Consider the following 20,620-nt stretch of genomic DNA (forward strand, 5'->3'; position numbering starts at 1 on the left):
CTCCGATTCTACATTGACTAATGCAAATCAAAGGCCAATATAAATATTAGCTACTTATCCCATTGATATTGAATTTCAACACGGTTACCTTTTTCTGAAAAATTAATCGATTTACAAAGCTGCCCAAGCAAAGGTAATCCGCGATTATACATTTCATCAGAATCTTCAAGCTTTAGTTTGACCTGAGAGGTGTCAAAACCATCCCCGCTATCCTCAAGTTGGATACTTAAAATACCTCCAACTTCATTGGAAGATATTGAGATTTTTATTCTAATATATCCCGACTCAAGCGTGCTTAAGCGAGTTTCTCGCTCCATATAATAAAGGACAAATCCGTCATTGGTTTCTTTTAAACTCGAATTAAGACGCAAAACGCCATGCTCTAAAGCATTAGAATACAGTTCAGACAGCATCATAAAGACTTGTCCAGAATAGTGTTTCAAGCCGGACACCGTCATGATGATTTGCAATATATATGGCAATGGATCTGTATTTTTTAATGATTCAGCATTTAACGTATATTCAAAAGAGAAGTCCGAAGGCGTATCAGGCTCTTCAACGGTTAACGTATTAGATTCCTGCTCAGCACCAATTGCGTCACTAAGATCAATCTTCAAGCAAGAAATATCATCATGGGAAGAGTCTAATACCCCTTCCGTCTCTAACTTTCTTCGCAACCAATGCAGCAGATTATCTGAATCAACTCTTCCTTCAACGAGAGGAGTTAATTGATGCTCACAAAACATCATCCCTTTAGAATCAATTGCCTCATAAATACCATCAGACCAAGCAAGAAAAGAATCTCCTTTTTCAAAGCTGACAATCTCAGTCGAATAGGTAAATTCAGATTCAGATACTATACCAAGTGGCAAATTATGAGAGGTTAATGGCTGTGGCTTTTTTTGCCTTTGCGAAAAGAAAAAAGCATCAGGTAAACCACCATTCCACACTTCTAACGTTTTATCTGTAATATTAAGGTCGACAAACAATGCACTACAGAACATATCAGCAGGTAAAATCGCCTTTAGCCTACGATTTAGTTCAGGTACTATCTGCCTCATAAGGAAGCCCTTACGAGTCCATTCAAAAAAGATATCAGCTAATGGTAAAGCGCCAATGGCAGCAGACAAACCATGCCCTGTAAAATCACCTATTAATAAATGCATCCCACCATTTGGCTTGTAGGCAGCCAAGATAACATCACCATTAAAAAGATGATGACCGTAGAAAAAAGTATTTAGGCAAGGATCTGATAAACAGTTGGAGTGAGTAATATTTTCATAAACAACTTTAGCAACTTCTTGCTCATGAATAAGTTGTTCATTATATGAGGAGAGCTTATCTCGCTGGGCCTCAAGCTTTTTCTGCAACGATAATATACGTATAATTGCATCAAGTTTTGCCGCGATTAGAACAAGGTTATATGGCTTGGAAATAAAGTCACTACCGCCTACTTTTAGACAGTTAACAAGAGATGAAGTATCAGACAAGCCAGATAAAAAGACAATGGGGATAAATCGCCCACGGCTCATTTCTTGAATTTTGATAGCTGCCTCTAAGCCATCACAGTCAGGCATAACAACATCAAGGCAAACAAGTTGTGTTATTTCAGGATCAAACTTTTCAATTGCCTCTAACCCATCTTCGGCCACATCAACATTATGGCCAAGGCCACTCAGCATTGCTTTAAGAAGCAACCTATCAGATGGATTATCATCAGCAATTAATATATTAAGCGAAACTAAAGACATGGATTAATGCAGTGAAAACAACCTATCAAAATTAGCAATACGTAAGATCTTTTCTACCGCATCATTACAGTTATTCAAGATTATTTCCCCTTGATCACCACCAGCATAGTCCCTTAAAAGCAGCAGCATACCTAAAGCGGAGCTATCCACATAAGTGACTTTTGTCATATCCAACTCAAATTTACAGTTACTTTCCACCGAGCTATAAGCATCTTTAAATGCTTTATGGCAGCTAAAATCAAACCTTCCTTCAATCTGAATGGTCAACACATGTTTTTTCTCATCGTATTGTGTCTGCATGATCATACTAATCAAATCCTATAAAGTCTTTTCATGGAGCAATGACATAAACAATTTCAATTTTAACCTAGAGAATTTGCCTTCCTTGACGGTGTCGACACTTAAAGCAAATTGGAATTTAGAGAATTGAATAACAAAATTTACCCTGTTACCAGATAAAATCTCTCGCCATTACATTTAAGTACATTTACAAACTAAGGTTTACTATTTTTTATTAGGTCATCCAAAGCATTATCTAAGCTAAATACATCCTGCATCATGCTTTCACACTGGGAGACCAATCCATTCTCCTTTTCATTATGACTATAATTTTCCAGTTTTGCTTTAATTTGCGTAGTGCGATTCTGACAACTTTCAATATCATCATCTAACTTAGCAAGAGAAGCTTTTTCCTGTTGTAAAGACTCACTCAGTAATTGCGCTACCGTATCAATATCATGACTCAAATCAATCGCTACAGATTGCAACTCATCGTTATCACTTGCGGCATCTTCTTTATCAAGAATAGCATTAGCAAGCGCCACCTTTACTTCTGACATGCAACTAGCGCTTTCCTCGATAGCAGATACGCTTGATTCCACCCCTTTATAAACAATAGACAAACTTTGATTCAAATTCTCATAACCTTGCAATAAATTTGTTTCCAGCTCTTGCATGTTTTCTGCTGTTACAAGGTTTGCTTTCGAACTTTCAAAAATACTTGCCTCTACTTTTTCTCTCAGTGTTTTCACAACATCCTGTATTGAGGTGAAATCTAAGGGAGGTAAAATCTCATCTTCTGCCTTTTCAGTTATCAGATTGAACTCGGACTCTTTTGACTCAAGCGTTAATTTTGTATCGTTAAGGGATTCACTTAATAAGATAATTAATTCACTAATATCTTTTAATGATTCAACTTTCTGAGCCTCATCATTGAGTGACATGCCATCAAACAAGTTCAAAAGATTTACAACAGAAAGTCTGATTTTTTCCAGCTGTTTAGCAAGAGAAGCAACTCGTGACTCTTCACGTAAAACTCTAATAGGTGCATTCCAAACATCAGCCGACATCAGAGCAACTATTTTAGTTACTGCTTCATATTCCAACTCATCAGAAACAGGTGTAAATTTCAACAAATACCCCATTAACTGGCCATTATCATGAATAGTCTCTTCATTTAGTGAGTAAGTTAAACCGTTAAATTTAAAGAGACTCGGTAAATTGGGGTTTTCTTCTAGACTGGCAATTTTAATATCGACTAAATCAAGTGACAATTCATCGTTATCACATAAGCTAGATTCAAGCTCAACTTGATATTCAGACCAAACGATTTCAAATAACTTATTACAGAACACATATCGTCGATCTGTATTAAGCGCTAAACAAGGCTCTTGAATATTCTGAAAATAGTGCTCAAGTAATCGCTTATCTCTTTCAATAACAGAGCTGTTAACTAAACTAAATTCTTTTAGTTGTTGCAGATGAAAGAAAATTTCTCGAAACTCATCATTATGAGGCCAATCTGGAATAAACGCATACTGCTTATGGTTGTATTTTCTTACTAGATTTAGAACATTATCCAGCCCAAGAGAGACTCTTTTACGTATTAATAAGAATGTAAAAATAACACCTAAGAGAGTGATTAAGGTTAATGCAATAACCGCTTCTTGAAAACTCTGAAAATTAACTAAATATTCTTGGTTTTTAAGCCACTTAAATTCATGCAGTACATTTCTAGCGATCGCTAATTTTTCTTGAAACACATCAATAATAAGTTCTTTTTCGCTTACATCTTGTAGATTAAGCAATGCATCTATATCAAGTTCAATCGTAGGAAAACCTTCAATGTCTTGATAAATATTAACCATTTCATCCAATTCTGCTGATAACCTAGCCTGTAAAACCTGCTCTTTTTCAGACAGTTCAATAACACTACTCTCGCTATGAGGTACAATGTTTGTCGAATAAATAAAAAGCCCAAGCGCCTCTACCTGAAGCTCATTCAATTGCTCCATCATTAGTTCAACTCTCTGATCCGCAAGTATTTTCTTATCATTCTCTTGAGTAATAAAGAAAAACAAACCAGATACAACCAGACAAATCCATAGGACCAACACAACCAAAACCCGGGTTATAATGGTTATGATATTATTTCGACGCACATTTAAATTAATTTCAGTCATCTAGCATCCTAAAGCAAGGAGTTAAACTTAAAACACCTAATTATACATAATCTGTTATTAAAACTACCTAAAACTCAGATCATCAATTACATATAAACACTCTTCATTAGATGTTGTTAATTCTTTAGCAAAATCACTCATCATCAGCCTTTTTGAATTATCCGTTTTAACACTTGAAATATCTAAACTCTTTTTGTAATAAGTTGAATTCACTGATAAACAGAAGCTCTCATTCTGGTTAGTTAAGAGAATGAAAGATAATGCAGGTGAAGTAGCAAAATTTAAAAAAGGGTAACAGCACTCTTCGATATTAATTAAGCTTACATCAATACACTTTAGCTCAATTGTATCAAACTGGTTTGCTGCTAAATGCTTTGCCACTACATTTGATCGAATAAATACGTGCTTCTCAGCAATTTTTGTTAACCAGCCATCTTCAAGATCAATAGAAACGTCACTCTGCTGCGAACCGTCACTGATAGCTTCACCACTCAAAAGCAGAGGGTTAATTTCTACAGCATAATCTAATTTGTTAGCTCGCCATAACATACCTGCTTTAGAAGGAAGACCAAAGCTTTGAATTTTATAACCTCGACTATCTAGTTTTATATCATCAACTAACAGACCATATGAAGTATCAAAATCATTCACTAAGATAATTCGCTTATTATGGTGCAAGTTCAAATTCTCTTCAGTATCTGTAAAGACACAGATTTGCCCAATCCCATTGATTAAACAGTTTAATTGACCATCAGCTTCCTGCTCAAAACTGTTAACATCACCCCAATGCAATAGTGAATGTAATTTTGAGTGGGGCACACATATTCTCTCTCTCCCAAAAGAAGCAAGTATTAGATTTTGCTCTGCTAAATTTAAGGCTAAAGAGGACTCGAAAAAAGGCTCATAATTTTTAGTTAAGCTAACAGAGCCAATAGGATCATTTGATAAGCCTCTCCCAGCATAAAGATAAATATAAGAGGCTCCAGCAACATCCTGAAGTTGTAAAAATATATTATGAGTATCAGATAGGTTTAAAGATGAAGCAGCCCTTCCAACCTCTTTATAAAAATCATCCAGACCTAACCTATTAACTAGGTGTTTTTCTTGCAAAGGCGAACAAGTAAAAGGAATCGCAAAGCGCCAACCTAAAGTTTGTGATAATTCCTTTAGCGTGATCAACTGAGTTGATTTATATATCGCCTCAAGAGAAGTATTTGCAAGGGCTAAATCACTCCCCTTTTGATAATGCAACTTAGCTTGTGACCTTGCCACTCGAATACTTCTAAAAATAGGTGACAGGTCAACAGCACTATCATAAGTGAAAGTCGTTAGCTCCCAATTAAACTGACCATAATGACGATTCATCCAAGCAAGAGACTGTGAAGTCTTGACGTGTATTTTAAGAACATTTACCAAAGAGCTAGTATGTAAACCAGCGTTTTTCTCTAGACCATCTTCAAATTTAAAACTAAGCCCACCCTCTACAGAGAACTCACCTATCCGAGAAAAGTGCTCAATAAAATCTAATAGCATAAGCAACCATGACTCTTCATCTTGCTCAAGCTTAGCTTCAAAGAGGTTGAGTGAAGAAGAATGAGAGTTTAAAGCGACTTTGCCTTGCTCAACTCTAGCAACAAGCTGATCAATACGCTCTTGCTTAGATACAAGATTTACTGCGGCTAGACCATTAAAACTTTGCTCTAATACCAGCTGACGCATTAGATCAATAAACTCTATTAGAATCTCACGATGACTTGATAAAAAAGGTGAGTGTTGCTGCTGGAGATGAAAGATAACACCAGCGATTTGTCCAAAAAGGTTTAACAGTGATGGAGAGTCTGAAAAATTATTTAGCGCACTCTTTAACCAAACGAGCCCTTCCCTAATATCAATTAGGCTATCAACAGGAAAAGCATCATAAGAAAGACAATGGCTCTCCATTTCATAAAGGCGATAGCTAAGCTTACTCAATAGCACATCCATGATAATTTAGATGAATTAGGTTAACTGCTTGATTTCATATATTTTAGCATAGCAAATTCGTCAAATTGCTTCTGCTCTTGCTTCTCTTCTAAACGCCTTTCTTGCTCAGCATGCTTGCCTTTAACTAGATCCATACTTTTCGTTTTTGCTCTCGCTTGCAGCCATTGAAGTTGTGCCTGATCAGCTTGATGCTCTGACTGAGATATAGCACCTTTTTGCTGTTGCACAGCTTGCTCTAAACGGCTAACAAAATGCTGGTAATTTGTGACTAAATAGGGACTTAATCCAAGTAGATTTCTCTCAGATTCATACTGTGATGCATATTCTTGAAGTTGCTCTAACTTTTGTTTTTCCTGTTCAACTTTTTGTTTTTGTCGAGCTAAGAGACGCGCAACGTTATCTTCCTTTTTTTGAGACAATGCTACTAACTTTTGAATACGTTCAGATCGTTTCATTAAGCTATCCAATTTTAAACTGAAGATACATGATGCCTAATTAATATTCTCTGGTCTAGGTCATCGCCTTTACAAGCGCCTCTAGACTAGCATCAATATTAAACTGTTCACTCAAACCTTGCTGAAGAAATGATTTGATCTCAGGCATCAGCGCAATGGCTTGGTCTGTATCAGGATCTGCACCTTTAACATAAGCTCCAACTGCGATTAGATCTTGATTTTGTTGATATTTAGAATAGAGCTGTTTCACCCTAAGCGCACCTTTTAAATGAGCATCACTCACAATATGGGGCATTGCCCTTGAAATAGAAGCCTCGATATCAATCGCAGGATAATGCCCCTCTTCAGCAAGGCGTCGAGACAATACAAAGTGCCCATCTAAAATGGCCCTAGAAGCATCAGCAATAGGATCTTGCTGATCATCGCCCTCAGTTAGAACAGTATAAAATGCTGTAATAGAGCCGCTGCCTTCTGCACCATTCCCAGCCCTTTCAACTAGCTGTGGAATTTTAGAGAAAACAGAAGGTGGATATCCCTTTGTTGCAGGAGGCTCCCCAACAGATAAAGCGATTTCCCTTTGAGCTTGTGCATAGCGAGTTAGGGAGTCCATCAACAGCAATACATTTTTCCCTTGATCCCGATAATATTCCGCAATTCGAGTAGTCAAAGTTGCCGCTCGCAACCGCATTAAAGCAGAATCATCAGCAGGAGAAGCAATGACGACAGATCGAGCAAGCCCCTCTGAACCAAGAATTTGCTCAATAAACTCTTTTACTTCTCGCCCCCGCTCCCCAATCAAGCCAACAATCGTAATATCAGCTTCAGTAAAGCGAGTCATCATACCTAGTAGCATGCTTTTGCCCACACCACTGCCTGCAAACAACCCTAACCTCTGGCCCTTACCAACTGTTAATAAACTATTGATAGACTTAATGCCAACATCTAAGGTGTCAGTAATAGGCTTGCGCTTTAAAGGGTTAATAATATCCCCTTGCATTCCTATCTTCTCTTTAGCCTTTATTGGTCCTTTGCCATCCAGCGGGTAACCTAAGCCATTAACAACTCGCCCCAATAACTCTGGGCCAACCATCATCATACCTTCACCCATTAATGGCTTAACCCTTGCGCCTGGTGAAATACCATTAATCGCCTCTGTCGGCATCAAATAAGTGAGATTCCCCGTGAAGCCAACCACTTCCGACTCAACCCATTTATTTTTTCTAACTTGGACAGAACATCGATCCCCTAATGCCACTTTGCAGCCAACAGCCTCCATTGTAAGACCGACCATTCGAGTGACCTTACCTTCTAAGACAGGTTGTAAAGGAGATGCTGAGAAATGTTTTAGCTTTTCAAGACGGGAGAGTAAGTCAGACTCCATCTGAATCTTGCTCCGAGTGTGGGGCTAATTTTGCGAGGTCTTTTAAGATCAATTCAATCTTATGCTCAATTGAGGCATCAATAAAAGCCCCTTTAGAATCCAAGACAAAACCACCTGGAAGCAAGGCATCATCTTTTTCAATTTTGATATTAATACGTTCGAAAACAGAAAATGTATTGATTAAGTCTGCGCTTTCAGAATGCAATCTAATTCTAAGAGGCTGTTCTAGTTCTTCCAATTCTCGACTTAAAAATGAAACTTGGGAGGAGAGCAAGGCTTCTGACACCTCAGTCAGTTGTGATGCGGTAATACTATGCACCATGGTTTCAATGCTTTGATATAAGATAGTTTCAACTTGATCTTTACAAGCTTTGATAGGATTTTGTAATTCTTGAGTAAGAAGTGTTAGCAATTTTTCAACTTCTTCAAGCTTCGCATGTGCTTCTTCAACAGATTGAGCAAAGCCTTTTTCAAACCCTTCTTTATAGCCTGTTTCTAAACCTTCTTTCTGACCAGCTTCAAAGCCTTCAGATTGACCTTTATCAAGCCCTACCTGATGACCTTCTTCAAGCCCTTCAACATAGCCTTCATCATAAGCCGCCAGTTGAATTTCATCTAGCTGTGAAGCGGTCAGAGGCTCATAAACTAAAGACTCTTCATCTATTTCTTCAACTTCTACTGGCTCATTACTACGTATTAGTAATGAGTTACCTTTATCCTCTTTGGGCGCTACGTCTTCAAGATGAGGCAGCTCCCAGCGCTCATAAGCGGTGAGCTTACGCTCGTTATTCTTTGCACTATCAGACATAGGTTAAACCATTTGTTCACCGCCACCGCCCAACATAATCTCACCGGCATCGGCAAGACGTCTAGCAATAGCAAGAATTTCTTTTTGTGCAACTTCCACTTCACTAACACGCACAGGGCCTTTGGCTTCAAGATCATCTTTAAGCATATCAGCAGCACGCGAGGACATATTCTTGTAGATTTTTTCTTGCATATCTGGATCTGCGCCCTTTAAGGCTAGAATCAAGGTCTCAGACTCAACTTCACGTAAAATTGCCTGTATCCCTCGATCATCCACATCAATCAGATTATCAAAGACAAACATCATATCCTGAATAGTGTTCGCAAGATCTTCATCTACATCACGAATAGATTCCATCAAGTCAGCTTCAACTGAACTATCAATAAAGTTCATTATATTCGCTGCGGTTCTCACGCCACCAATAGATGTTGACTGTGACCCCTGACTGCCAGAGAACTGGCGTTCGAGTATGGCATTTAATTCTTGTAATGCAGCGGGTTGAACCGTCTCCAAAGACGCTACACGCAATACAATGTCTAAACGAACGCGTTCATCAAAGTTTGCTAAAATATCAGCAGCTTGATCAGAATCTAAATAGGAAATAACAATTGCTTGAATCTGAGGGTGCTCATAACGGATAACATCTGCAACCGCCCTTGGCTCCATCCACTTAAGTGTATCAAGGCCTGTTGTATTGCCACCTAATAAAATACGATCAATTAAGCTACCCGCTTTCTCTTCACCCAGCGCTTCTTTAAGCATATTTCGAATATAGCCATCAGCACCTAAACCAAGACCGGTTTGATCGCCAACAAGCACAAGAAAATCATCTAGCACCTTTTCAACTTGGTGCCTTTGAACATTAGCGAGTTGAGCCATAGACTGACCAATCCGCTGAACCTCTTTAGGGCCCATATGCTTCAATATTTGAGCTGCATCTGACTCACCTAAAGACATAAGTAAAACCGCGGCTTTTTGTAACGAACTTAAATCGTCATTCTGTTCCGTATCACTCATTTAGCCATCCATTACCCACTGCTTAACTACCTGTGCAACTCGTTCTGGCTCTTCCGCTATTAAGCCTCGAATTGCATTAAGCTGTCTTTCAATTTTCTCTGGTGAACCAGGTACCATAATATCTTCAGCACTAACAAGAGAAACCTGATCATCAGATATTTCATCAGTTTCATCCGCAAAGATCGAAGCCTCTGCATCTTCTGCCACGGCAATTTTATTCTGTTCGCCCAAGGTTTTAAGAATAGGTCGTACCACAACCATCAATAGAATAAGGACGAAAAAACCAACCAAGGTAGGCTGAATTAAACTTAGGAACCACTCTTGTTGATAAAATGGAAGTTCTTCTGGGGTAGGGAGAGGCTCAGGCACAGCAAAAGGTGAGTTGATAACACTAACACTATCACCCCGAGCAGAGTCGTATCCCACAGCATCTCTAACCAATAAAGTTAAACGACTTAGCTCATCATCACTCCAAGGTGTTCTAACAAGTTCAGATGTCTCAGGATCAATACTCACCAAATCATCAACAACTACCGCAACCGATAAACGTCGAATGGTACCTTGCTGCCTTCTGGTGTAACTAATACTTCGATCTAGCTCAAAGTTTCTGGTCGTTTCTTGACGAGATTCACCATTAGTGCCCGATGCAGCCCCTGCACTATTGGCCACCTCAGGTGCAGTAATCGCGCCAGGCGGTTGGTTCGTCAATGAACCAGGTATGCCAGAATTCGTTGTGCCATTTCGACTTTCGTTTAAGGTTTGCTCACTACGTAAAGCCAAAAGGTCAGGGTTATACTGTTCATCCGTTTGTTCAACAGAAGTAAAATCAACATCTGTTGAAACTTCCGCTTTAAACCTGTCAGCCCCAACAACTGGCCCTAAAATACTATTTACTCGACTAAGAAGTACATCTTCTACTTTTCGAGTGTAATCAAATTGCTTACCTGCAACCGAAAGCTCAGAGCTTGTTTCTTTTTCGCTTAATAAGGTGCCTCTTTGATCAACGACTGTAACGCTTTTAGCACTCAACTGAGAAATACTAGAAGAAACAAGATTTACAATCGCATCAACTTGGCTTCTATCAAGTCGTCTTCCAGGGTACATCTCAAGAAAAACAGAAGCAGAAGGTTTGCGGGTATCTCTAACAAAAACGGATTCTTTAGGAATGGCTAGATGCACTCTAGCAGATTTGATGCTTTGTAAACTTGAAATAGTACGGCTTAATTCGCCCTCTAAGCCTCTTCGGTATCGCGTTCCCTCAACAAACTGCGAGGTGCCAAGACCTTGCTCTTGGTCCATTATTTCCATGCCAACTATTGTGTCATTAACAATACCTGAACCAGCAAGTTTTAATCGAGCTTGATGGTATTGATCAGCTTCAACTAGCAAAGCGCCAGTATTTTCATCAAGTTTAAAAGGGATATTATTGATGCTTAAAACTTCAACAATTTGATCCGCATTATAATCGGTAATACTACTCAGGACAGGCTTATATTCAGGGCCATCTGTCCATAAGATCGCAGCCAACCCAATTGCTATAGATGCAGCCAAACCGACCATCAAGGCTAACTGTCTAATTACAGTCAGTTTATTGAAGCCAGTTAATAACTCTACATAGAGTTTTTGATCAGATTGCTGTACTGGAACATTATCCATTTAGGATCGCCAAAATTTTATACATCTCACCTAAATCGGCATATTCATAATTTTTTCATATGCATCAACAAGTTTGTTTCTTACCTGAGTCATTGCCTCAAAAGAGACACTAGACTTTTGCAAACCTATCATAACTTGAGGTAAATCAACATTTTCATCACCTCTTTCGTAAGCCTGTGCCAAGCTTTTAGCTTCTTGTTGCAAGCTATTCACATTATCAACAGCATCTTTCAACATCTGAGCAAAGTCAGCACGTTCAATATCGCCACTCTCCTCTACTTTTTGGGCATCAGAAAGTGAAGGTGTATTGACACCTGGCTGTTGAACCTGTGATTTCATATCTCTCATTTGAGATAAGACTTGATTAATATCTGGTCTATTACTGACCATTTTCATCACCTACGAATTCGTTATTCAATCTAGCTTAGCATAATGCTAAGAAAAACAAGATAGATAAATCAATCAACTTCCAAACCGCACTCACGCATTTTGGCAATTTTATAACGTAGCGTTCTTGGACTAATGCCTAATTTTTCAGCCACATCTTTACGCTTTCCATTAGCATCAATTAAAGCTTGCGCAATTATTCTGAACTCATGCTGTTGCACACCTTGCCCTAAAATTGAAGCAGCATTATCGCTCTCTTCCTCTTCTTCATTCGGCTCAACAACTGCAGACATCATATCGAAAGCGATATGAGAATCCTGTATTACACCATTAGGGCTTAATATAAGCGCTCTTTGAATAACATTCTCAAGCTCTCGAATATTACCTGGCCAAGGATGAGATTCTAACTGACTTTGCGCCGAAGGCGTTAATGATGTACCTGTCAAACGCATTTTTTGCGTATATTTTGCCAGCAAACTCTGAGCTATTGGGATAATATCCCCTTTTCGCTCCCTAATAGGTAACCACCTAAGAGGAAAAACATTCAAACGATAATATAAATCTTCTCTAAAACCACCACTTCTCACGTAATCCGCAAGATCTCGGTTAGTCGTAGCAATAATACGAACATCCAAAGCAATAGGCTTTTTACCGCCAAGCCTTTCGACCTCTTGCTCCTGTATCACTCGTAAGAGTTTTGCTTGAAGCCCGACATCCATTTCTGAAATTTCATCAAGCAATAAAGTACCACCATTTGCTTGCTCAAACTTACCCGCTTGAGAAGAAACAGCGCCAGTATAGGCCCCTTTCTCATAACCAAACAAAATCGCTTCCAGCATATTTTCAGGAATAGCAGCACAGTTAATTGCAACAAAAGGAGCCTGGCTTCGCTCCGAATGTTGGTGGATATAAGTCGCTAAAACTTCTTTCCCGGTTCCACTTTCACCACTAATAAGTACAGTTGAGTCTGTGACAGCAACACGTTTAGCTAACTCCAACAACTCCAAGCTAGCTTTATCTTTGACAACAGGCCCTTGGCCTACCTGCTCAGGGTTATGACGAGCATGCTTTGCTATCGTCGTAAGGAGCTCATCAGCTTGGAAAGGTTTTAATAGATAATCAACTGCACCTTCTCGCATCGCTTCAACAGCATGAGCAATATCCCCAAAGGCAGTCATCAACATAATGGGAAGATCTGGATATTTTTCGATAACATGTGACAAAAGACCATAGCCATCCATGCCAGGTAAATTAACATCAGAGACAACCATATCAAATGCTTGTTCTCTCAGTGCTAGCACAGCATCTTCAGCGCTATAAGCTAATACACAATGATAATTTGCAAGCATTAGGGTATCTTCGAGGGCCTCTGCAAGCTCTTTGTCATCTTCTACTATCAATAAACTCACTTCAGACATACTAACCCTTAATTATTGGTATAAGTACTTGTGCTCTAGTACCATAATTTTTCACACTATTTATCTCTAAAAGCCCATGATGAGCTCTCGCTACAGCCTTCACAACCATCAAGCCTAAACCTGTTCCATGCTGCTTAGTGGTAACAAAACCTTCATGCACTTTCTCTAATTCATCATTAGTCATTCCTGGACCAAAATCAACATAGGTAATACTCACATGGTCATTTTCAAGAGCCACCTCTAATTTTATCCTTGGATTCTTATCCTGAGCATCAATACCATTATTTAATAAATTTAATAAAGCACCAATTAATGTGTCTTTATTACATTGAATCAATACATCTTTATCTAATAGGTTTTCTGCTTCAAATTCAGTTATTTTTTGTTCGCATATATCCTGAGACAAACTTGAAAGCTCAATAAAGAAATCCTGAGCGCTCACTTTCTGATCAAGCCTTATATCGCTTTTAGAAAATATAAGCATATCGCGGATTTGACGTTCAATATTTTCCAGACGTCCCATCAATTTATCTGCAAACTTTTGCCTCATAGGCTGAGAAAGGTCTTGATTTTGAAGGTGCCCTGCGTACAAGGTAGCACTTGCTAGAGGCGTTCTAATTTGATGGGCTAGTGCAGCAACCATTTTCCCCATATTAGAGAGCCTTTCATGGTGAGAAAGCTGTTGCTGAAGTTTAAATGTCTCGGTAAGGTCAATTAAAATAATCAGTTGACCTGGCACGTTGCCAAGTGATGAGGTTTCCACCCTTACTCTTCGTCCGGACACCATGGTCACCTCATGACCATCATCTTTTTGCGGCGCAAAACTTTGTGGAACGATTTTTCCCCAAGCATGGCCAACCAGCTCAACATCAAAAAGTTTAATCGCAACTTTATTAGCCATAATGACCAAGCCATTGGAGTTAAGCATTAAGACACCAACAGGCATAGATTGAAACAGTTGCTGAAACTGCGCCAGCAACATCTCATTTTTACGAACTTCGTCTTGCTTTTCTTGTTCTGACTGAGCGAGCTTCTGCGCAAGCTCTGCAACTTGATTTTGTAATTCGTGGTAGGAGTTAGTTAAAATTTGAGACGTTTGCGAAAATTCTTCAAATGCCGCTTTTAACGCTCTAATTTCTTCATCCTTTGTCACTAAAACTCCGATTTATCTATTTTATAACGACGCATTTTTTCTATTAATGTTGTGCGTTGAATCTGTAAACTCGCTGCAGCTTTTGAAACAACACCACGTGAAGAAACGAGAGCTTGTCTAATTAACAAGGATTCTAAATGTCTTACATGCAGATTCAAATCTAATGCATGACGTTTAGGCAACTTTCTTGATTCATTGATTTGTTTCAAGATTTTTTGTAGCTCATCCTGTTTCCAAGGCAAAGGACTATACCAATAAAGACTAGCCTCATATAGGTTAAATGATTGATTTAATGAAATAATTGGAACATCCACCTGATTGGTAAACGGATTGGCTAATTCCCCGACAACAATAAAGACTGGCGTACGTGTAGCAAATTCAGGCTCATCAATCTCAATGCCTAAATAATTTAAAATCGCACTTACTTGTAGCCCCTCTTCAAGGGTTAAGCCATACAACCAACAGTTCAAATCAACTCCTTAGGAAAGCCTATTGCCCCTCTATTACATCGAAAAAATCATCTGCTGGCAAAGGCTTATAAAAGTAATAACCCTGTATAAAGTCAACATTTGATTGATTAATTAAGTTTAGCTGCTCTTCATCTTCAACACCTTCCACCACAACTTCAAGCTTTAAATCATGGGCTAGATTAACAACATGCTTAAAAACACTCCGCGACCTTTCATCATGCACTAAATTATCAACAAACATTTTATCTATTTTTAGCTGATCCAGAGGCAACTCTAATAAATATGAAAGGGAAGAGAAGCCTGTACCAAAGTCATCAAGAGAGATTTTTAACCCAGTTTCCTGCATCGCGTTGAGCACATTTCGAGTGCCAGTTTCATCTTCGACAAGTGCAGACTCAGTTAATTCAACTTTCAGCATAGATGTCTTTAAATTATGCTTTTCTAATAAAGAAGCAATATAACCAACCAATTCAGGCTGGGCAACATGCTGAGCAGAGACATTTACGCTAATAGGAAAGCACCACTCCCCTTCATAACTATTTTGCCAGAGCTCAATTTGATGAGTCGCTTTACGTATAACACTTTTGCCAAGCTCAACAATCATGCCGCTTTCTTCAGCAATTGGAATAAAATGAAAAGGAGAAATCATTCCTTTTTCAGGATGCACCCAGCGTACTAAAGCTTCAGCAGCACATACCTTTCCTGTTTTAGCGTGCACTTGTGGTTGATAATGAAGAATAAGCTCATCATTCAAAATGGCTTTACGCAAATCCGCTTCAAGTTTTAATTTATCAACAACAGACGACGCCATAGCATCATCATAAAAAGATAACGGCATAAACTGATTTGCTTGCAACCTAGCGACATTGACGTGATGCAATGCTGCTGACAAACCCTTATCAAAGCTTTTCTCAATACTGACACCAACTTTAAGCTCTTCAATAACGCTTACACTATTAATCTCCACACCTATTTTTGTGTGATTAATCAGATCCTGTAAACGATTAACTAAAGCATCCAAAGACTCATATTCACAAGCAAGAAATACAAAGCGCCCAGGAGAAATCACATACAATTCACCTAAGTCAGCAAACTCAGCCTGGATACGCTCTAACTGCGTTTTTAAATAAAGATCAGCACTGGCTTTACCCAAACTAGAAGTAAGTACAGAGTATTTCTCAAAAAATATTTCAACTAAACCTAACTCTTTTGAATCTAGTTTAGTTTCGAGTTCATTTTTAAAGCTGTCTTGCAGTAAATACGCTTCGTTAAACAAGCCTGTTGAGGCATCTTTAAACGTCAAAGCGTTAATCTGATCTAAAGAACGAGAACGCTTTTCTAACGCTGATTTCACCCTAGCTTTTAAGATTATTGGGTTAAAAGGCTTAGGTAGATAGTCTTCAGCCCCTAAGGCAATACCTTGAGCAATTTTCTCTAGGTCATCCGCTGCCGAAATCATGATCACAGGTAAATGTCGGAACTCATCCTTTAACTTCATGTGCTCAAGAACCTCAAAACCATCCATAATAGGCATCATGAGATCTAACAAAATCAAGTCATATTGTTTTTTCGACATCATTTCCAGCGCAATTTGGCCATTCTCAGCTTCATCACACTCTTTATAACCGTCTCTCTTTAAACGCCGTTTTAAGGTATATCGGTTATCTTCATAATCATCAACAATAAGAATTTTTACAGACATAAGGCACCTAAATTAAGCTTTCAATTTTTTGAACAAGACGTTTAAGATCAACAGGCTTAGTATCAAAATCATTAGCGCCAGCTGCAACAGCTTCATCCATATACGAATCCATTGCGTGAGCAGAAAGTACAATAATCGGCACTTCCACACCATTCGCACGAATTTGAACTATCGCCTCAAAACCACTTATCCCAGGCAAACTCAAGTCCATAAGAATAAGATCTGGCTTTATCGAAGACGCTTGCTCAACCCCTTCTTCACCCGTGTACGCAATGTGCATTTGATAACCTTTACGCTCTAATCTTCTCTTAAGCATATAAACATTATCTTCATTATCTTCTACATAGAGTATTTGCTGCTCTGACATCCCTAGCTACCTAACAGTCTCTGAATTTTTTTCATGACCACATCTTTTGAAATTTCATCTTTTAGCATTAATTGATCCACTCTTTGATCCAATAGCATTTGCGTATCGTCATCAAGCTCTTGAGAGGTTATTGCTAGCACAAACACATCAGACCATTTTGGCTCTTGCTCTAATTGGCTTAATAACTCAAAAGCATCACTTTGAGGCATCATTAGGTCAATGACAATTAAATCTGGCACATGTGATGCTAAGCCTAATAATGCTTGTTGCGCATCTTCAACCTGTGTCACCTCCCAGCTTTCTTGCTGGAACACATCAACTAAAGAAGCCGTATCCTCATCCTGAGAACTCACCAACATCACACTGGCTACTTTATCTTTAAGGCTTAACTTAAGTTTATCAGCCAATTGAATAAATGCTGACTCATTAATGGGTTTCACTAAATAAGCATCTGCACCTAAAGCAACACCTTTCTTTCTTTCATCATCAACAGAGATCATAACCACTGGAATATGACTCAAACTATCATCAGCTTTTAATGCAGACAATGTATCCCAACCATCCAGTCCCGGCATAAGAATATCAAGAGTAATCAAGTCAGGCTTTAATTCATTGGCCATCTCTAATGCCTCTTTACCATCTTTGGTAAAGGATAATTCAAACCTTTCATCCGATAAGTAACGAGCAAGTAAGGTATGCATATCAGGATCATCATCAACCACTAAAATTTTCGCTTTAACCTCAGAACTCTCTTGCGCCACTTCTAACGTGCCATCATCTTCAATCACTAAGTCTGCAGGCACATCTTCTTGGTTAAGAGGAATAGATAAGGTGAAAGTAGAGCCTTTACCCACCTCACTGGTAACAAAAATATCCCCTCCCATCATTCGAGAGAACTTACGACTTATCGCTAAACCAAGCCCAGTACCTTGATGCTTTCTAACGCTAGATGAATCAACCTGAACAAAGTCTTGGAACAAGCCTGCGCACTGTTCCTCATTCATACCAATCCCTGAATCAGTCACAGCAATATTTAAACGATCATTTTCAGTACGAGCAGATAATGTGACAACCCCTTCATCAGTAAACTTAACAGCATTACTCATCAGGTTTAATAAAATTTGTTTCAATCTTGTTTGATCATTAAAATGATCACCTAACACCTCAAAGTCACCTTCAAGCTTAATCGATTTTTTATCTGATAATGGTTTAATGGATGCAATGACATCTTCAAGCGCCATAATCAAATTGAAATTCTCTCTATGTAGCTCCATCTTGCCAGCTTCGATCTTAGATATATCTAAAATATCATTAATCAGGTTTAGCAAATGCTTACCCGCTCTCAAAACTCGATCTAAAGGCTCTACATAGTCCTCATCATCAAACTCGATTGCATCTTCATGCATCATTTCCGTCAAACCAATAATGGCATTCAATGGGGTTCTTAGCTCATGACTCATTTTGGCCAAGAACTCGGATTTCACTTCATTTGCTTTAACCGCTTCAGCACGGGCATTTTCAGCTTCTTTTCTTTCCAGCTCAGCGTCATCTCGGCTTCTTTCCGCTTCTACCCTATGCACTTCAGCATCATCACGGCTCTGTTCCGCAATTTGCTTAAGCTCTTCTGCTTCAATTTTTTTAAGCTCGGCCTGCTGTCGGTGTTTTTCTGCCTCATCATTCGCAAACAGTAACTTATTTTCACTTTGATTAATTTGGCTTTCAATTCGTCCTAATAAAACATAGAAAAATACAAACAACATCAGTGCAACAACACTGACCATGGCACCTGTCAGTATCAAGGTGAAGGTTAAATCTTGCTTAATTTTAGTTGTATCTTTCGCAATTAAGAGATGTGCAAAAAGCTCACCTTTAGCATTAGAAACTGGGATGATCCCCACATCAAAAAAACGCTTATTGACAGAAACCGCAGTGGTATAAAAAATCTCATTACCCACATCCGCTTCATGATAAGCATCAAGGGTCTTTGCAAAAGCTTGCTGATCTAAAAGCTCATTATTACTACCAACAGACAAGAACCGATTAAATTGATCAAAAACCAAATCCTTTCGATAAACTCTAAACTTATTTTCAACTAAGCTTGGATCCAACCTATCTTTATTAACAAGAATCGACATGAAAATATTTTGTCCAAGCGCCAAGGATTTAGCCAAGCGATCCAAAGGTTTATCCATCACTAAATAACCATTTAACCCAGACTTAAGCAAAACAGGCATCACAGCTCGTAACACTAGCTCGCCATTATCTAGTAACACAAGATCAACTGCCGGCTTCTGCTGAGACACAGCCATATCAACAGCCGAGCTCTCAACCTGCGAAATAATTTGCTCATCCCACACCTCACCCAAAATTTTCAGCTCTGGGGATAGATACATAATACGGCTAATATCAATAGAGTCCTTTGATGTACGAAATAACTCCTGTAGATGCTGGTCAATTTGATGGCTATCGGTTTCACGTAGCTCTTTAAAACGGTCAGTAATCCACAAAAGTTGTTGCAACATCAACTTACCCTGCTGCTGTGAAACCTGATAAGTTTGCTCATCAAAACGTGTTACTGAATTCACAAGGTTGTCTCTTTGGTGTTGATCAGAAAGATTTAAAACAACCATATAAAAAGCAGTACACAAAACACTTAGGGCAATGGCAAGGGGGACTAGAACGGGGATTTTAACACGCGATAAATTTTTACTTTCTTGAGCAAGCTTTACCGTCATAATTTAACCTTTTAATTAATCTCTTTTATGGTTACAAGCACCTAACTTCGCACAATAAGGATTCATCTAAAAGATATTTAATAAGCGCCAATTAACAAAATAATCATAAAATCATGACGCCATTCTGCATTGCGAAAAGATAGGTATTTTAATCTATACAAGTTAAGACTAAATATTCAGTAAAGTCACTTATATTAGAGTTGAGACAAGATGTTATCAAACTCTTGATGGGAGTCGTCAAGATTCTCATAACGCCCTAATTTAGCAAGTAAAGGTGCAGTAATTATGGAGTTAATCGCAGCGACATTCTCGTCATAATAAGGCATATCTTGGCCCATATTTGCAACCCACCCCACAAGATTTAATCCATCACGGGCAATAGACTCAGCCGTTAATGTTGCATGATTAATACAACCCAACTTCATATTCACCACTAAAATGACAGGATACCCAAGCGATTTCGCCAAGTCAGATAACATTTCGCGAGAATTCAAAGGCACACGCCAGCCACCAGCACCTTCCACTAAAGCAAAGTCATGAGGCGTTAACAAAGAGCCTTTAATCACACCCTCTAAACGGCTCACTGAAAGTGTCACACCTTCTTTTTCAGCTGCAATATGAGGAGCAATAGGCTCTTTTAATAATACCGGATTAATTTGCTCATAAACCAGTTTCACACTCGTTTGAGCCATTAAGGCTAATGCATCCTCATTGCACCATTTACCTTCCACCAATTCAGCACCAGCCGCGACGGGTTTTAGCCCGATTGTTCTTAAATTGGCTCTTTTGGCAGCACCCAGCAAACCTGCCGCAACAAAAGTTTTACCAGCATCTGTGTCAGTACCCGTAATAAAAAAACGCTTTTTAACTGCCAT

The 20,620-nt window shown here is 38.8% G+C and carries 17 protein-coding genes; all 17 read right to left on the minus strand.

Annotated elements, in window-relative coordinates; translation table 11 throughout:
- Window positions 1-50: 50 nt before the first annotated feature.
- The 17 genes from MED121_RS19255 to bioD all read right to left on the minus strand — a co-directional run bounded on the left by MED121_RS19255 (window position 51) and on the right by bioD (window position 20,620).
- Window positions 51-1,751, minus strand: a complete 1,701-nt coding sequence (locus MED121_RS19255) for a fused response regulator/phosphatase (protein ID WP_009835443.1) — start codon at window positions 1,749-1,751, stop codon at window positions 51-53.
- A 3-nt stretch (window positions 1,752-1,754) separates the two neighbouring features.
- Entirely contained in the window at window positions 1,755-2,057 is a 303-nt protein-coding gene (locus MED121_RS19260) for an STAS domain-containing protein (protein WP_009835444.1), read from the minus strand.
- 188 nt (window positions 2,058-2,245) lie between these two features.
- Complete coding sequence (locus MED121_RS19265; RefSeq protein WP_009835445.1) at window positions 2,246-4,213, minus strand: hypothetical protein; 1,968 nt, start codon at window positions 4,211-4,213, stop codon at window positions 2,246-2,248.
- 63 nt (window positions 4,214-4,276) lie between these two features.
- Window positions 4,277-6,184 (minus strand): hypothetical protein, encoded by a 1,908-nt coding sequence (locus tag MED121_RS19270; RefSeq protein WP_131471006.1) that lies wholly within the window; start codon window positions 6,182-6,184, stop codon window positions 4,277-4,279.
- Between the two features lie 32 nt (window positions 6,185-6,216).
- Window positions 6,217-6,651 (minus strand): flagellar export protein FliJ, encoded by a 435-nt coding sequence (gene fliJ / locus MED121_RS19275; RefSeq protein ID WP_009835447.1) that lies wholly within the window; start codon window positions 6,649-6,651, stop codon window positions 6,217-6,219.
- A gap of 55 nt (window positions 6,652-6,706) precedes the next feature.
- Complete coding sequence (gene fliI / locus MED121_RS19280) at window positions 6,707-8,032, minus strand: flagellar protein export ATPase FliI (RefSeq protein ID WP_009835448.1); 1,326 nt, start codon at window positions 8,030-8,032, stop codon at window positions 6,707-6,709.
- Window positions 8,022-8,840, minus strand: a complete 819-nt coding sequence (locus MED121_RS19285) for a FliH/SctL family protein (RefSeq protein ID WP_009835449.1) — start codon at window positions 8,838-8,840, stop codon at window positions 8,022-8,024. Before MED121_RS19285 ends, fliI begins: the two co-directional genes overlap by 11 nt.
- Window positions 8,841-8,843: 3 nt before the next feature.
- Window positions 8,844-9,857, minus strand: a complete 1,014-nt coding sequence (gene fliG / locus MED121_RS19290; protein ID WP_009835450.1) for a flagellar motor switch protein FliG — start codon at window positions 9,855-9,857, stop codon at window positions 8,844-8,846.
- Entirely contained in the window at window positions 9,858-11,513 is a 1,656-nt protein-coding gene (fliF, locus tag MED121_RS19295) for a flagellar basal-body MS-ring/collar protein FliF (RefSeq protein ID WP_009835451.1), read from the minus strand. It abuts the gene before it with no gap.
- Between the two features lie 30 nt (window positions 11,514-11,543).
- A complete protein-coding gene (gene fliE, locus MED121_RS19300) occupies window positions 11,544-11,903 on the minus strand; it encodes a flagellar hook-basal body complex protein FliE (protein ID WP_036181245.1) in 360 nt (119 codons plus the stop codon).
- 68 nt (window positions 11,904-11,971) lie between these two features.
- Complete coding sequence (locus tag MED121_RS19305) at window positions 11,972-13,318, minus strand: sigma-54 dependent transcriptional regulator (protein ID WP_009835453.1); 1,347 nt, start codon at window positions 13,316-13,318, stop codon at window positions 11,972-11,974.
- Between the two features lies 1 nt (window position 13,319).
- Window positions 13,320-14,471 (minus strand): ATP-binding protein, encoded by a 1,152-nt coding sequence (locus tag MED121_RS19310; protein ID WP_009835454.1) that lies wholly within the window; start codon window positions 14,469-14,471, stop codon window positions 13,320-13,322.
- A complete protein-coding gene (locus MED121_RS19315; protein ID WP_036181248.1) occupies window positions 14,471-14,941 on the minus strand; it encodes a helix-turn-helix domain-containing protein in 471 nt (156 codons plus the stop codon). The genes MED121_RS19310 and MED121_RS19315 overlap by 1 nt, the downstream gene beginning before the upstream one ends.
- A 19-nt stretch (window positions 14,942-14,960) precedes the next feature.
- Complete coding sequence (locus MED121_RS19320) at window positions 14,961-16,643, minus strand: EAL domain-containing protein (protein ID WP_009835456.1); 1,683 nt, start codon at window positions 16,641-16,643, stop codon at window positions 14,961-14,963.
- Between the two features lie 7 nt (window positions 16,644-16,650).
- Window positions 16,651-17,010: a response regulator gene (locus tag MED121_RS19325; protein ID WP_009835457.1), complete on the minus strand. Its 360-nt coding sequence runs from the start codon at window positions 17,008-17,010 to the stop codon at window positions 16,651-16,653.
- A gap of 2 nt (window positions 17,011-17,012) precedes the next feature.
- Window positions 17,013-19,745: a response regulator gene (locus MED121_RS23905; RefSeq protein ID WP_009835458.1), complete on the minus strand. Its 2,733-nt coding sequence runs from the start codon at window positions 19,743-19,745 to the stop codon at window positions 17,013-17,015.
- Window positions 19,746-19,939: 194 nt separating this feature from the next.
- On the minus strand, window positions 19,940-20,620 hold the full coding sequence (gene bioD / locus MED121_RS19335) for a dethiobiotin synthase (protein ID WP_009835459.1): 681 nt from the start codon (window positions 20,618-20,620) through the stop codon (window positions 19,940-19,942).

This window comes from Marinomonas sp. MED121 (assembly GCF_000153025.1).
Taxonomy (GTDB): domain Bacteria; phylum Pseudomonadota; class Gammaproteobacteria; order Pseudomonadales; family Marinomonadaceae; genus Marinomonas.

What these genes read in the sequence shown, in the direction of transcription:
- MED121_RS23905 (WP_009835458.1), bottom strand. Translation starts at nt 19,745, where the DNA reads ATGACGGTAAAGCTTGCTCAAGAAAGTAAAAATTTATCGCGTGTTAAA.
- MED121_RS19265 (WP_009835445.1), bottom strand. Translation starts at nt 4,213, where the DNA reads ATGACTGAAATTAATTTAAATGTGCGTCGAAATAATATCATAACCATT.
- MED121_RS19305 (WP_009835453.1), bottom strand. Translation starts at nt 13,318, where the DNA reads ATGTCTGAAGTGAGTTTATTGATAGTAGAAGATGACAAAGAGCTTGCA.
- fliI (WP_009835448.1), bottom strand. Translation starts at nt 8,032, where the DNA reads ATGGAGTCTGACTTACTCTCCCGTCTTGAAAAGCTAAAACATTTCTCA.
- fliJ (WP_009835447.1), bottom strand. Translation starts at nt 6,651, where the DNA reads ATGAAACGATCTGAACGTATTCAAAAGTTAGTAGCATTGTCTCAAAAA.
- MED121_RS19260 (WP_009835444.1), bottom strand. Translation starts at nt 2,057, where the DNA reads ATGATCATGCAGACACAATACGATGAGAAAAAACATGTGTTGACCATT.
- fliE (WP_036181245.1), bottom strand. Translation starts at nt 11,903, where the DNA reads ATGGTCAGTAATAGACCAGATATTAATCAAGTCTTATCTCAAATGAGA.
- MED121_RS19285 (WP_009835449.1), bottom strand. Translation starts at nt 8,840, where the DNA reads ATGTCTGATAGTGCAAAGAATAACGAGCGTAAGCTCACCGCTTATGAG.
- MED121_RS19255 (WP_009835443.1), bottom strand. Translation starts at nt 1,751, where the DNA reads ATGTCTTTAGTTTCGCTTAATATATTAATTGCTGATGATAATCCATCT.
- bioD (WP_009835459.1), bottom strand. Translation starts at nt 20,620, where the DNA reads ATGGCAGTTAAAAAGCGTTTTTTTATTACGGGTACTGACACAGATGCT.
- MED121_RS19320 (WP_009835456.1), bottom strand. Translation starts at nt 16,643, where the DNA reads ATGTCTGTAAAAATTCTTATTGTTGATGATTATGAAGATAACCGATAT.
- fliG (WP_009835450.1), bottom strand. Translation starts at nt 9,857, where the DNA reads ATGAGTGATACGGAACAGAATGACGATTTAAGTTCGTTACAAAAAGCC.
- fliF (WP_009835451.1), bottom strand. Translation starts at nt 11,513, where the DNA reads ATGGATAATGTTCCAGTACAGCAATCTGATCAAAAACTCTATGTAGAG.
- MED121_RS19325 (WP_009835457.1), bottom strand. Translation starts at nt 17,010, where the DNA reads ATGTCAGAGCAGCAAATACTCTATGTAGAAGATAATGAAGATAATGTT.